Consider the following 12587-nt stretch of genomic DNA (forward strand, 5'->3'; position numbering starts at 1 on the left):
TCAAACCACAGCCTGACGTAGCTAGGGCGCAAAGCCCTAGCAGACTGGAAATGCTAATTTTTCTTTTTCGCCGGTTTTTCTGCCTTATCTGATTTCTTCGCTTTTTCAGGTTTGCTATCAGCTTTTTTGGCGGACTTTTTTGGTTCAGCATCTTTTTTCTTGTCTTTCTTATCCGAAGATTTCGAAAGGGCCGAAGCCGCAGCAGCTTTCTTCGTCGGTGAGGACTTTTTGTCTTTCAACTCCTTGCTGGCTTTGGATGTTTCACCTTTGCTTTTTTTCTCGTCTTTAGCCACGTTGACCACCTCTCGGAGCATGCCGGTATTGGCAGATCGCCTGTGGGATTATCCATAGGCTAATCATTAGGTGAGCGTGCCCAACAGCGGTTCAAATTCTTTTGCTGCGTATCGATAGGAGTGGGGGCGCCCTTGAGCGACTGCTTCTGGCCAAAAGCAGACATTCGAGGCGAACCGCATTTGGCTCTTCATCCACCACTGACATGGAGGAGCTATCCTTGGAAAACCGTTCAGGGTGACTGAACGTACGCTCCAGATTTATTAGCTTGCCGTTCTTCCTGTTTTCACCGTCGCGTGAAAAACTGCGCGCTCTTTGCCGCTCACTTTTTGTCTGTTTTGATGGAACCGCCGATGGACATCATGGATACCAAGCAAGAAAACGCCCTCGAAAAATCACTCAGGCTGGCGGCGGATGAACCGGCCCATCGACCTGACTTTTTCAAGACTCTGTTGAATTCCACTATCTACGTCCTTGGCACTGCCGGCACTGGCGAAGGTCAAGTCAACCTCGAGGCTGGTAGCGACATCAGCATCGCGCATTGGCAAAAGCCTGACGGCTCCGCTGTCATCCCGTTTTTTTCTTCGTTGCAAACACTACAAAGGTCCATAGATAGCGAAGAGTCCTACGTAGAGATCCCGACCAGATCGCTGTTTGAAATCACACTGGGCACCCCTCTTTTCCTCAATCCAAAGTCTCCTTACGGGAAAGAGTTTTTCCCGGAGGAAGTGCGCCATCTGCTCTCCGACGAGATCGGCCAAACGCCGGTGCAGCGCACGGTCGAAAAAGACACCAAGGTGCTGCTCGGGCAGCCGTCGCAATATCCATCGAAGATGGTCAACTCGCTCACACAATTACTCGCCAAACATCGCAACGTAAAGCGTGCATTTCTGGCGCTGATGCATGACGCATCGTCTGATCAAAAGCCTCATCTGATCATTGGTATTGAAGCGGACGGAGATATTGAACTGGCCATGCGCGAATCAGGTAACGTCGCCAGGGATACCGCTCCGGATGGCGAACCCGTTGACCTCTATCGCGTTCACGAAGGGGAATCAGGCCTTAGCGATTACTTCCTCAAGCAAACCGCACCCTTCTATGAACGGAAGTCGGCAGGCTGGCTGCGTTCATTGTTCGGATTTGGCAAAGCGTGACAGAGATCAACGCCGTGCTAACCGCCGAGCAGGCCTGCGAAATCGTGCTTGGCCTGTTTGACGGCGTCATGAGAGATGGCAAACCTGAGCGTTTTGTCATTCAGTCATGTGAGCTTTCCGCCAACGGCGATTATTGGGTTATTCGCAGTAACAGTGAAGATTACGTCGTCCACGGCATGACGGAGTTCTGCTACGTCGGTGTTAACGCGCACTTGATCAACGTCATGACCGGCGAGCGTGAGACAGTCGTCAGTTGCATGAGTGTCGATGAATATCTGCAAGACAAATACGACCTCGAGGCAGCGTCGGGCAACCAGTATGTACTGACCCCGGCAATTGACCGAGGCGACAAACCGGCGCTGGTCAATTTGCGTCGAAAACTGCAGTGCACCTATCCGCAAACCCTTGCGTTGCTGACGGGCAAACAACGACATTGGCTCACAGGTAAGCGCAGGCTTCTTGGAGACGCGCAGCGACTGCTTCTCGAACAAGCCATAACCACACAAATCGAGTTAGTGCCTGATGCCGGCGGAGCAGTCACCATCGGCGTCGAAACCTGGCACATCGAAGCGGTGTTGAGGGCTGTGCGCGAGAGGTTGTGCTGAACCGACGCCAAGGAGCAGTCATATAAAATGCCGTAACCGACCATCAATAGATACGGCCGACGCCATGCTCCAACACACAAGTTACCTATTTGCTTATGTAAGGAAAATCAGCGATTTCCGGCCGGACGTACTGCTATCGTGCTCAGAAATTCAGAAAACCCCATTTTTTGTCGGTGTAACATGCGTTTAGTGATTTGACCGCTTTGGGTCGAAAGACATCTTTCGGTAACGACATTGGAACCTCGCTACGCCCCGCGCGGACCCGGTAGCCGTGTGGAGATGAGAATCGCCTGAGTCGTTGCGCGTTTGATAGGTCATCGTCATTCTGGAATGAAACGATTTTTGAGGAGATCGAAGTGGACATTGACCGTCTGTTAAAAAAACGGCAACTGAACGTGCAAGAGCAAAATGCTCCTGTGGCCCACAGACTCATGGTAACCGCCAAAGCTTGGTTGGCCAGAGGGATTCCCCTCGTATTAAAAAACTATGGCGAGTCGAAAGGCATTAGATGGTCAGAAACTGTCGTACTCGACCTTGAAGTCGACTTTCCCGGAATGCCAAGCCTTTATGGTCTTTTGCTCACTCACGCAGAACGGTTCATAGAGTTTGAAATTGATACCGATAACACTCATAGGTACGTGGAATCGGTGAGTAAATGGGAGGATGTTTCCGCTAATCAGGACTACGCGCCCCGCAAGCGCGGCACTGGGATGGGCTTCGCAGCAATTGCTCTTCAGGTGAGGCACGAACTCCTATACGGCTTGTAGGTGTAAATCACAGAAGCTGAGATTCCATTGTTGATTGGAAGCCGCTTTTACGCCGATTGCTTCCGGCAACTGGTGTCACCTTTGGGTCTAAAACGGCCATTCACGAGTGACGGTTTCTGGCCGTTCTGAGCCTGCTGCGACAGACTGAAATCGACCCAAAGCGGACGGTCGCGACTTTTTACAATAAACGGTGTAATGCCTCGCCAAGCCTGAATCGGCGGTGCTCTATTAAAAGTCTTTTGAATAAAATGCGCCGTCGTTGATCCAGCCCGCCACAACTACTCGCACCGTCTCTTTCACCGTTTCCCAATCCTCTGGATTTAGCCCATGCGACTCAATTCCATTTAAGGCGCTCACTGCTAAACGTTGGGCATGTTCGGGCGAAACACCAAACATCTCTACGATTAGACGTGCCGTTTTATCTAGTGTATTGAGGGTTTGATATTCTGGCATGAGGATCGCTAACATTTAAATTGTACAGGCATGCATTTGCTTTACTACTTCGGCGAGTTCTTGGGCGTTACAGCCATTGGTAGGAAGCTCCTTTAACAAGCTGCCGTCGAGCCTTGTTCGATAGCCAAGGGAATCCAGACGCAAGACGAGTATCTACAAGCGAGCAGCCATCAGCAAAGTCCTTGCTCGCAAGCCAACATTCCCTCTCTATTGCTGTACCCCAGACGCGCTTCAACTGTTCGAGGTCATTTGCGTCCAGAGATGGTGCAGATGATACAGACTCATAAAACTCCCAAGGCTGCTCCCAGCGATCAAACGCTTCTATTGCTGAAACCAGCTTGCGATGCAAGTCCATTGCGGCACCTAAAGGTAGCGAGAGGGCATACGTGGGCGTCCCATTGAACGATCCGCTGCCGAGCATTTCTCGCCAGCCTCGTCGCACAAGTTACTGTTTCGCCATCAGGCTGTCCACGGGCCGCTTCTGGCCGGAAGCGGACGGTCAGTAGTTGCAGCTATCGGCTAGCGTCACCGATGAGTGAAATGCTGCTGTATGAAGGCGTGCTCTTCTTCGACCAGTCGAGGGTATCTGCTTTCATCAAGCGTTTCACGAAGTCGCTTGGAGTAGCCTGCCTGCTCAAATGCTACTTGGCACCTCGCGCTGTCATAGAACGACCGGAGATGGGCGAGTGCCTGATCAAATTTGGGGCTTTCAATACGTAGAAATAGACCTGTCAAATCTAGCTGGTCCGTAAGCTCTCGATACAAGTCGATTGCGAAAATACTGCCTCCATTATTTCGAGCATGATACACATGCACGTCGCCGTAGCCGCTGTAAAGGTGGGCGAAATACAACTCGTGGAGTTCGAGAATATTGACGGAAATTTCAAGGGTCGAAAATACCGCCTGCAGGTAGACGCTGGGAGACGTCTGATCACCTTCCCAGGTTACTAAATCTGACATCGATACACAGATCGCGAATTCTTTGGCATAGATAGTTTTATCGGACATTCTCATTCCAACGCTGAGTGTTTGAATTTTTAAGAGTGGACCTTCATAAGGCACCGACTACGAGTTATGCCTCATATCGATCGGACAGAGCATCAGCTCATCACAGAAATAACCGGCAACCGCTATTTTATCTCTGCGAGCGGCCGGAAAAGGCCGCTTTTTGCCTGTTACTGAGGGCAGAAGTCGGCCAGAAGCAACTCTTCCTACTCAAGTCTCAATCCACGACGAACAACTTGGCGCCAATAGCGGTTGAAGACCTGTGAGCCTCCGCGTTGTCGGCCACTTGGTAGCTCATCCCGGCTGTCAAGGTGAAGGTACGACCATCATCAAGTTCGGTCTCCAGTCGACCATCCAGGCAGAGCAGAATATGCCCCTTGCGGCACCAATGATCGGCAAGGTAGCCAGGGCTGTATTCAACCATTCGAACTCTTGCATTACCGAATTGGCAAGTGTGCCAGTGTGCCGTGCCGGTTTCGCCAGGATGTGCAGTCGGTTCTATTTTCGACCAATCGGTGGTACCAAATGGGATGTCGGTGAGCTGCATGGGATTGTCTCGGACCAGGGCGGGGTTGAATCGTACCGAGGTAACAAGGAAGCCCAATAGATACAGATCCGGTTGATTTCATCAATACTCGAAGGAAGTTGTTACTGTCCCATCGATTGACGTCCGTGTACGCGCCCCCTGACTGGCCGCTTCTGGCCGAAAGCTGCCACGCACTTACGACCGCATTCGGCCAAGAGCTGCCGCCCACCCATGGCCTTTTCCAGCCCAAAACGATAATAATCGGAGCGGAGACGGCCTATTGAAAATTGGCAACATGGCTGAATCCGTCTCTTCTTCAGCATTCCATTATCGAAATCAGAGTAAGACTCATGGGCGCGCCCATCATTATCGGCAACAGCTATGGCCTCTGGGTCAGCAACAGCATGAAAGATACTTTTTGCGAGGTACTAACCGCTGTCGCGACCTTGGAAGGCCATGATGTGAAAGCCATATATGAGGAGGCACCAGGTGTGGCCGGCACCTATGGTGTTCCAGGCGTGGGTATCCTTCTCGACGAATTCTATCTCTACCTTGGCGGATTTTCAGGCGTTCGACGCCACCTCGATGTTTGCCGAGTACGACTAGACGAAGTCAGAGAATCTTGCGGACTGTCGCCAGTTGCTGCCGAACGCATGGCCCACCTACTGGCATGGGCCGCATATCATATGGATGGCAACCCGATCCCTGTAGGCGGCTCTTTCTATGAGGGCTGGCCTCCTGACGCAGCTGAAACAAGGTAATACCCGCCTGCTTTCGGCCAGAAGCGGACGTAAAGGCGTCTGTGTAGTATCTGCCTCTGTTCCCACCTATATGAGAAACCTGATGTCTGGCCGCCGCTTCTCGTCCCCAGCAAGAGCTGTCCGAGACTTGCAAAATGCACGCTCGCTTTTGGGCAAGCACCTGAGCGAGCTGCTGCACGACCAATACTATTTCAACGACGAGAAAAACTTGAGAGACATAGGTTCTTTAGAGTGGCGGTTTGGCGAGCGAGAAGTTTTATCCATGTATCTCTTGAGTGATGGCGAGAGAGTAGGCGCGGACTTGCTGCCGTCTGATACGCCGGCTTCCTTTGAAATAGAACCGAATGCGACCTGCTCATGGAAGCGTGAAAACCTGCTTACAGGTTTATCTGCAACACACCTCGAGAACAAAAAAGTTTGTGCAGTTGAGGGGATTCTTGACTCTCTCTACGGGCAAGAGCCTTGGCTTGCCGGATTCAGAGTTACGTTCGAGACAGGTGACTCCTTGATCTTCCTTAACCAGGGCGACGATGCCGTCGTTTTGATTAATGCGCTTCCGCCAGTAAGTGTTGGCCTCGAAACCCGTTTCGTTACCTCAATTCAGTGACCGCTTCGGGTCGATTTCTGCCTGTCACGAGGGCAGAAGTCGGCCATAGATGGGCGCTGGAACGTCATCTGTAGCGGATTAAGCACTGGATTGCGCAAATATGCCGTCAGCAATTGACTTCATCTTGCGAGACCGCCATACCTGTTTTTTTCAATGTGACGGAGGTTAATCTGACAATGGTGCGAGTGGATGCAAACTTGATAACTGACTGGCAAACATTTCACAGTGTTTTCGCAGAAAAATTCGGCTTCCCTAGCTTCTACGGTCGCAATATGGACGCCTGGGTTGATTGCCTGTCTTACCTCAATGATCCCAGTGCAGAAATGTCGTCTATCCATGTTCAAAACGGACAACCGCTTTCATTGGTCATCGACAATGCCCAGAATTTCAAGCTTCGCTGTCCTGAACAATTTGAAGCGCTTGTGGAATGCGCAGCTTTTGTGAACTGGCGATTGGTCGTTGCTGGCGGCACCCCACTCCTGGCGCCTGCTTTCAATGTTTAAGTGCTCGCCCACATTAGTCGAAGGGGGGGGCATCGACTGCGACAAGATGAAAGTTAACCGTCCTGACAGACTGTTTTTGGCCGATTTCTGCCTGTCACGAATGCGGGATGCCGATCTATAGCTGCATCCTTTCGTTATCAAAGTCAGGTAGAAGACTCACACAGACAAGCTAAAGTTCTTCGTATACCACCTCGAATTCTTCACCCAATTCCGGTCGGATGGATTTCAGTAATTTAGCGACAGCCTCGTCAAATCTTGCGTAATCAGATTGGCAAAGACAACCAGGCCAGGCCAGCGTCTGTAATGACAGGCGGCTCAGAAAGCGATTTTAGCTCATTGCGACCCGTTGCATCCGACCCAAAAGAGACCGTAGAGACAGGCGTAATCGGCCGAATCTGTTGAAAACGGTCCGGCTTGGTGTGTAGCGATCAACCAACTCCAAACGCTCCTACTGATGCTTTACTGCATTAAGGCAAGCGAGTGGCAGTCATCATTGGCTAGTCTGTTTTTATCCTCACGGATGCGATACCCCTGGGCGATCCGGGCTCGATTCGTTTGGTGACGCTACGCTAACTCGTGATGGAAGGGCGCCAACATGAATACAGCAATACTCAAGATCAAACATGAAGTCCTGAAAGTACTTCCGCCGACCCTGTTTTTTTTCGTCATTCTGCACATCGTTGCCCTCATTCGCGAGCTGATGATCAAGGGCACGGGGATAGATCTTCCGGTTTCGGCGTCGGTGCTGATCGCCTCTCTCATACTCGGCAAGTCGGTATTAATTGCGGATATGCTGCCCTTCATAAACAGGTTTCCTGACAAACCGCTGATTTGGAATGTCAGCTGGAAGACACTCATGTATGCCGTGGTCGCGCTTGTTGTTCATTATCTGGAGCAACTGTACGAATACTGGAAAGAGGCACACAGCATCATAGGTGCGAACTCACTACTTTTTTCTTCACTGAACTTTCCTCGTTTTTGGGCGGTACAGATTCTGCTCATCACGTTGATATTCATGTATTGCGTGATCGCAGAATTGGCGCGTGTCATCGGGCCTGCCCGGCTAAAGGTGATGTTCGTGGGCCCGCTTCCGCCAGTGCAACGCTGAACGCTCTGTGGTAATCGGCGTGCCGTCTACCACAGAGCGCCTACTGTCTATTCCACCGGCACAACGTTATCCAACGCCTGATTCACTGCCAATTCCCCCAGCATTACCACCTGCGCAATACCTTGTAGCGTCTTGCGAGTCGGCCCCTCCATCAGCGCCACCAAATCCCCGAGCATTACCGACGCGGAACCCAGTGATTCACTGGCGTTCGCCAGTAATTCTTCGGTCGCGGTTTTTGGGTTGGCGAGGAACATGGCGTTGGGTTCGTAGGGTTTGGCCATGATTTGGGCAGTGGGGTTGAGGTAGTGGTCGAGGGCGCGTTCGGCGGCTTCGTTAAGTTTTCTGGAGTCGAGGGATTCGTAGGGTGAGGCTGGATCGGTTTCAGGTGGGTTGGGTGTGACTTTGAACATTGATGAAACTCCTGGGAAACGATTAAGGAGCCATCACACTTCGCTACCAAACGAGGGGTGGCGGCCATGCACAGGTTGGTAGACCGGCCCAGGAGCCCGGCGCGCCCGAAGACGCCCTACGCATGGCCACCATAAAGCAGGGACAAAAAAGCGGCCTCTGCTAGAGGGGAACTATGCGACCTGGAAATGCCGGGCTACCAAACCCGATCGCTGTTTTTCAGCGACCAGCCAACGATAGAACCCGGGCCCAAGGCGCACAAGCCGGCGGATTCTGGCGTAGTCGTAGGTAATGGCGCAAGGCGTTGTAGGCTGGATGACGTAACAGTGGGTGTCTTTAAACGGGGGCGGGGAATTGATTAAACGGGGCCTCGTTGGGGGCGTGGGAATTCTGATTTGTTTCTGAAAAACGGGGGCCGCTGCGCGACCCAACGGGGATAAATCCCCTCACCACAGGGGTTGTGTTTTGCCTGAGTGGGTTTGGATTATTCATGTGCATTTTGGACACAGTGTTTGTCCGGGCGACCGATTTTTGCCAGCCGCCACAACCCCTAACATCGTCTCCAATCCGTGAACAAACACGGTCCCAACGAGACGGTGAACATCATGAAACTTTCAAAAATTGCTGTGCTTCTGGCGTTCAGCACTATCGGCGCGCAGGCCTTTGCCGCTGACGAACCGGCCAACACTCAGGTTGAAACCTACAGCTATTCCACCCAACTCGATGTCGCCCATGTGATCTCGATCTCCGACACGGGCACTCAGTGCGGCCCAGTGCCGGCGCAGATGACTTATGAAGACTCGAACGGTGCGCGGCATGTCCTGCAATACCAGGTGATGGGCAGCGGTTGTTCCAACGGTTGATCGCCGTGCTGACACTGGAGGGTCGACACTCCAGGTCTGCGGCACTCAGCGTCAGCGGTTTGTTGCTGACCCGGCAATGTCCTCATCGGACGCCAGCAGTTGCGGGATGGCGGTTTTCAGGAACTCCACCCAAGTCTTGATTTTGGCGTCGACGAATTTGCGCGATGGATAGATCGCAAACAGGTTGTATTCCTCCAGATGGTACTCCGGCAGTACCCGCACCAACGCTCCCGCCCTCAGGCCCTCGACGGCCGACGCTATCGGTTGAATGCCGATGCCCATTCCATTCTTGATCGCTGTCGCCATGCCGTCCGCTGTGTTGATGTGCAGAGGCGAGACGGGCACGTTGACGGTTTCCAGGCCTTGCGGTCCTTCGAACACCCAGTTTTCGGCCGGCATCACCGTGTTGACGATGCGCAGGCAGTCGTGTTCGCCGAGTGCGCCGGGCGTGGCCGGGCTGCCGCGTTTGGCGAGGTAGCCCGGCGAGGCGCAGAGGATGCTGTAGGTGACGCCAAGGCGTTGCGCGACAAAGCCAGAGTCGGGCAGGTCGCGGGCCAGCACGATGGACATGTCGTAGCCTTCTTCGAGTAAGTCCGGCAAGCGATTGCTCAGGGTCAGGTCGAACATCACCGAGGGATGAATCTCGCGGTAGCGGGCGATGGCATTGATCACATAGTGGTTGCCGATGGCGGCCATCGCGTGGATTTTCAAGCGGCCGACGGGCAGGGTCTGGGCGGTGCCGGCTTCTTCGTCGGCGTCGCGCAGGTCATCCAGAATCTTTTCGCAGCGTTGCAGGTAACGCACGCCGGCTTCGGTGAGAGCGAGGCGGCGGGTGGTGCGGTTGATCAGACGCGTGTGCAACCGGGCTTCGAGGCTGGAGACGGCTTTGGAGACGTTGGTCGTGGTGGTGTCGAGCAGGTCGGCGGCGGCGGTGAAACTACCGGTTTGGGCGACGGCGACGAAGAAGCGCAGGGTCTGGATGACGTCCATCGATTTCACCAAGAGGGATGAGGCGGAAATTATAGGGGTTGGCGAGTCATTTTCATCGCAGAAAAAAGGGCGACTGCGTCAACAGTCGCCCTTTTTCTTGCCTGTTATTTTTTACCCGGGATAAACCCCGGTACCCCGGTCTCGACCACCGAATTGAAGCGAATCCGCGTGCTGATCTCATCCTTGATCTCCTGCATCGCCCGGTGCGGCAAGGTCGCGATGTCGAAATTTTCCTGGATGTGGCTCGGCGTTGCCGAGGTGGTCAGGAACGCGGTGCCGCGCTGGACTGCCCAGGCCAAAGCCACTTGCGCAGGAGTTTTCTGCACACGTTTGGCGATGCCGGTGAGCACTGCGTCTTCGAGCACATTCGGCTGCATGCCGTGGCCGAGTGGGGCGAAGGCCAAGAGGATGATGCCGTGCTGTTTGCAGAATTCGAGCATTTCCCATTCCGGCAGGTATGGGTGGGATTCGATCTGCACCACCGCGGGTTTGATGCGTGCGTGGGCAACGATGTCCTTGAGTGCGTCGAGGGTGATGTCGGAAAGGCCGATGGATTTGGTGCGACCTTCATCCACCAGGCTTTCGAGGGCGCGCCAAGTGTCGAGCAGGGTCACGTCGCCATCGTAGAGGACGTGGCCGTACACGTCGCGTGGGTCCTGATCGTCACCGGGCTGGAAGGCGAACGGCGTGTGGATCAGGTAGCAATCGATGTAGTCGACCTGCAAGCGCTGACAGCTCGCTTCGAATGCCGGTTTCACGCGCTCGGGGCGGTGGTTGGTGTTCCACAGTTTGGTGGTGATGAACACGTCTTCGCGGCGGATCTGCCCGGCGCCGAATACTTGCGCGAAGGCCTCGCCGATCTGGGTTTCGTTGCGGTAGCGTTCGGCGCAGTCGAAGTGCCGAAAGCCAACTTCGAGCGCGCATTTGACGGCGGCGGTGGTGGTGCTCAAGTCGCGGAACAGGGTGCCGAATCCCACCGCCGGCATCGCGCCGGCGCCGTTGTTCAAGGGCAGGCGCGTGGTTTGCAGATCATCGTGAAGCGCTTCGTAAGTCATGGGTTATCTCCGGTAGCGGACGGCTATTGATAAGTGGGTTTGGCGGCTTCGCGGGCGGCGAGTTTTTGTTCGAAGACGCCGACGGAGTTGCCGCCGAGCGCCACGAACAGCCGCACCGAGTCGAGGTATCGGGCGGTTTTCACCTGGATCTGCCCGAGCAGTGCCTGCTGATAGGCGCGCTCGGCTTCGAGCACTTGCAGCACGCTGTTTTCGCCTTGGGCGTAGGCTTGCTGATTGAGGCGCAAGCTGTTGTCGGCGGCGCGCAATGCGTCGTCCTGCGCCTGGTTTAGCTCGGCGCCGTGGTTGATCGCTTGCAGGGTGTCCGCGACCTGACCGAACGATTGAATCAGCGTCTGCTGATAGCGGGCGAGGGAAGCGTTGTAGCCCTCGACGGCGCCCTGACGCTCGGCCTTGAGCGTGCCGCCGTTGAAGATTGGCGCGGTCAGCCCGGCGGCCAATCCCCACAGCGCTGCGCCGCCGTTGCCCGATGCGGCTTGGGCCAGCGAAGCGGAGAGTTCGACGTGCGGATAGAGATTGGTGGTGGCAACACCGACCGCCGCGCTGGCGATGTGCAGTTCAGATTCGGCTTGCAGCACGTCGGGGCGGGTGCGGGCCATCTCCGAAGGCAGGCTGAGCGGGATGCTCGCCGGCAGCACGAACTCGTCGAGGGTGAAGTCCGGCGCGATATAGTCTGCCGGGCCTTTGCCGGCAAGGATCGACAACGCATGGCGTGCGGCGTCGCGCTGTTGGGCGAGGGGCGGCAACAGCGTGCGGTCCTGGGCGAGACGGGTTTCAGCCAGCGACACGTCGATCTGCGTGGTCGCGCCACTGAGGTGGGCGGCGCGCACCAGATCGAGGTTTTTGCTGTCGTTGGCCAGCAGTGTTTGCACGGCCTGCATCTGCGCGTTGGCCGAGGCGAGTAGCAAGGCCTGACTGGCGACTTCGCCGGTGAGGGTCAGGTACGCGGCTTCGTAACGATGTTTTTGCAGGTCGGTCAGCGCTTGCTGTTGTTCGACCAAGCGTTGGTTGCCACCGAATACATCGAGGTCGAACGCCACGCGCGGGCCGATGGCATAGAAATTCGACACCGAGGCTTGTGGCGTATTGTGCGTGCGCTGACGGCCGGCGGAGGCGCCGAAATCCAACTGCGGATACAGCGCGCCTTCCGCCGCAGCGACTGAGGACGCCGCTTGGCGAATAGTCGCGTCGGCGGCGACCAGTTCGAGGTTGCCATCGATGGCGCGGCGCATCACTTGATCAAGCTTGGGCGAGCGCAAGGCTGACCACCAGTCGCCGTTGAGCTTACGACCCGGAGCTATGCGCTGAGCGTTCGTAGCACTTTGTTCAGCCTGGGTGTCGTAATGCTGCGACTGGCTGGCGGCCGGTTGTTGAAAATCGGGGCCGACGCTACAGGCCGAGAGCAAGACAAGCGCCGCCAACAGGGTGATGTTCGCCGGGTACGGGGTGAAGCGAGTAGACGTTTTCATTGCT

Annotated in this window: 17 protein-coding genes; 8 read left to right on the top strand and 9 right to left on the bottom strand. The window is 54.9% G+C overall.

Annotated elements, in window-relative coordinates; all coding sequences use genetic code 11:
- Nucleotides 1–53: 53 nt before the first annotated feature.
- Entirely contained in the window at nucleotides 54–302 is a 249-nt protein-coding gene (locus tag ACIOZM_RS02195) for a hypothetical protein (protein ID WP_401209258.1), read from the bottom strand.
- A gap of 342 nt (nucleotides 303–644) precedes the next feature.
- On the opposite strand from ACIOZM_RS02195, the gene sseB reads away from it, so the two are divergent.
- The 3 genes from sseB to ACIOZM_RS02210 all read left to right on the top strand — a co-directional run bounded on the left by sseB (nucleotide 645) and on the right by ACIOZM_RS02210 (nucleotide 2817).
- Nucleotides 645–1445 carry an enhanced serine sensitivity protein SseB gene (sseB, locus tag ACIOZM_RS02200; RefSeq protein ID WP_401208998.1) on the top strand — a complete coding sequence of 267 codons (801 nt, stop codon included), beginning with the start codon at nucleotides 645–647 and terminating at the stop codon, nucleotides 1443–1445.
- Nucleotides 1442–2050, top strand: coding sequence for a hypothetical protein (locus ACIOZM_RS02205; RefSeq protein ID WP_401209000.1), 609 nt, complete (start codon nucleotides 1442–1444; stop codon nucleotides 2048–2050). Before sseB ends, ACIOZM_RS02205 begins: the two co-directional genes overlap by 4 nt.
- Nucleotides 2051–2406: 356 nt before the next feature.
- Nucleotides 2407–2817, top strand: coding sequence for a hypothetical protein (locus tag ACIOZM_RS02210; RefSeq protein ID WP_401209003.1), 411 nt, complete (start codon nucleotides 2407–2409; stop codon nucleotides 2815–2817).
- A gap of 228 nt (nucleotides 2818–3045) precedes the next feature.
- Here ACIOZM_RS02210 and ACIOZM_RS02215 read toward each other — a convergent pair whose 3' ends face one another.
- From ACIOZM_RS02215 to ACIOZM_RS02230, 4 genes are all read right to left on the bottom strand, one after another.
- Complete coding sequence (locus ACIOZM_RS02215; protein WP_401209006.1) at nucleotides 3046–3285, bottom strand: hypothetical protein; 240 nt, start codon at nucleotides 3283–3285, stop codon at nucleotides 3046–3048.
- A 52-nt stretch (nucleotides 3286–3337) separates the two neighbouring features.
- A complete protein-coding gene (locus tag ACIOZM_RS02220) occupies nucleotides 3338–3625 on the bottom strand; it encodes a hypothetical protein (protein WP_401209009.1) in 288 nt (95 codons plus the stop codon).
- Nucleotides 3626–3795: 170 nt separating this feature from the next.
- Nucleotides 3796–4278, bottom strand: coding sequence for a hypothetical protein (locus ACIOZM_RS02225; RefSeq protein WP_401209012.1), 483 nt, complete (start codon nucleotides 4276–4278; stop codon nucleotides 3796–3798).
- Nucleotides 4279–4492: 214 nt separating this feature from the next.
- The gene (locus ACIOZM_RS02230; RefSeq protein ID WP_401209014.1) at nucleotides 4493–4822 is read right to left on the bottom strand and encodes a DHCW motif cupin fold protein; all 330 of its coding nucleotides are present in this window, start codon (nucleotides 4820–4822) and stop codon (nucleotides 4493–4495) included.
- A 329-nt stretch (nucleotides 4823–5151) separates the two neighbouring features.
- Between ACIOZM_RS02230 and ACIOZM_RS02235 the strand changes: the two genes are divergently transcribed.
- The 4 genes from ACIOZM_RS02235 to ACIOZM_RS02250 all read left to right on the top strand — a co-directional run bounded on the left by ACIOZM_RS02235 (nucleotide 5152) and on the right by ACIOZM_RS02250 (nucleotide 7780).
- Nucleotides 5152–5562 (top strand): hypothetical protein, encoded by a 411-nt coding sequence (locus ACIOZM_RS02235; protein WP_401209017.1) that lies wholly within the window; start codon nucleotides 5152–5154, stop codon nucleotides 5560–5562.
- Between the two features lie 82 nt (nucleotides 5563–5644).
- Complete coding sequence (locus ACIOZM_RS02240) at nucleotides 5645–6169, top strand: hypothetical protein (RefSeq protein WP_401209019.1); 525 nt, start codon at nucleotides 5645–5647, stop codon at nucleotides 6167–6169.
- A 197-nt stretch (nucleotides 6170–6366) separates the two neighbouring features.
- Entirely contained in the window at nucleotides 6367–6672 is a 306-nt protein-coding gene (locus tag ACIOZM_RS02245) for a barstar family protein (RefSeq protein WP_401209021.1), read from the top strand.
- Between the two features lie 595 nt (nucleotides 6673–7267).
- Nucleotides 7268–7780: a hypothetical protein gene (locus tag ACIOZM_RS02250; protein WP_401209024.1), complete on the top strand. Its 513-nt coding sequence runs from the start codon at nucleotides 7268–7270 to the stop codon at nucleotides 7778–7780.
- Between the two features lie 47 nt (nucleotides 7781–7827).
- On the opposite strand, the gene ACIOZM_RS02255 is transcribed toward ACIOZM_RS02250, so the two are convergent.
- Nucleotides 7828–8190: a DUF6124 family protein gene (locus ACIOZM_RS02255; protein ID WP_401209026.1), complete on the bottom strand. Its 363-nt coding sequence runs from the start codon at nucleotides 8188–8190 to the stop codon at nucleotides 7828–7830.
- 603 nt (nucleotides 8191–8793) lie between these two features.
- Between ACIOZM_RS02255 and ACIOZM_RS02260 the strand changes: the two genes are divergently transcribed.
- The gene (locus ACIOZM_RS02260) at nucleotides 8794–9051 is read left to right on the top strand and encodes a DUF2790 domain-containing protein (protein ID WP_401209029.1); all 258 of its coding nucleotides are present in this window, start codon (nucleotides 8794–8796) and stop codon (nucleotides 9049–9051) included.
- 51 nt (nucleotides 9052–9102) lie between these two features.
- Here ACIOZM_RS02260 and ACIOZM_RS02265 read toward each other — a convergent pair whose 3' ends face one another.
- The 3 genes from ACIOZM_RS02265 to ACIOZM_RS02275 all read right to left on the bottom strand — a co-directional run bounded on the left by ACIOZM_RS02265 (nucleotide 9103) and on the right by ACIOZM_RS02275 (nucleotide 12583).
- Nucleotides 9103–10041: a LysR family transcriptional regulator gene (locus ACIOZM_RS02265; protein ID WP_401209031.1), complete on the bottom strand. Its 939-nt coding sequence runs from the start codon at nucleotides 10039–10041 to the stop codon at nucleotides 9103–9105.
- A gap of 104 nt (nucleotides 10042–10145) precedes the next feature.
- Entirely contained in the window at nucleotides 10146–11096 is a 951-nt protein-coding gene (locus tag ACIOZM_RS02270) for an aldo/keto reductase (protein WP_401209034.1), read from the bottom strand.
- Nucleotides 11097–11119: 23 nt separating this feature from the next.
- Nucleotides 11120–12583 (bottom strand): efflux transporter outer membrane subunit, encoded by a 1464-nt coding sequence (locus ACIOZM_RS02275; protein WP_401209036.1) that lies wholly within the window; start codon nucleotides 12581–12583, stop codon nucleotides 11120–11122.
- Nucleotides 12584–12587: the final 4 nt, after the last annotated feature.

The sequence above is a fragment of the Pseudomonas sp. NPDC087346 genome, from assembly GCF_044744235.1.
Taxonomy (GTDB): domain Bacteria; phylum Pseudomonadota; class Gammaproteobacteria; order Pseudomonadales; family Pseudomonadaceae; genus Aquipseudomonas.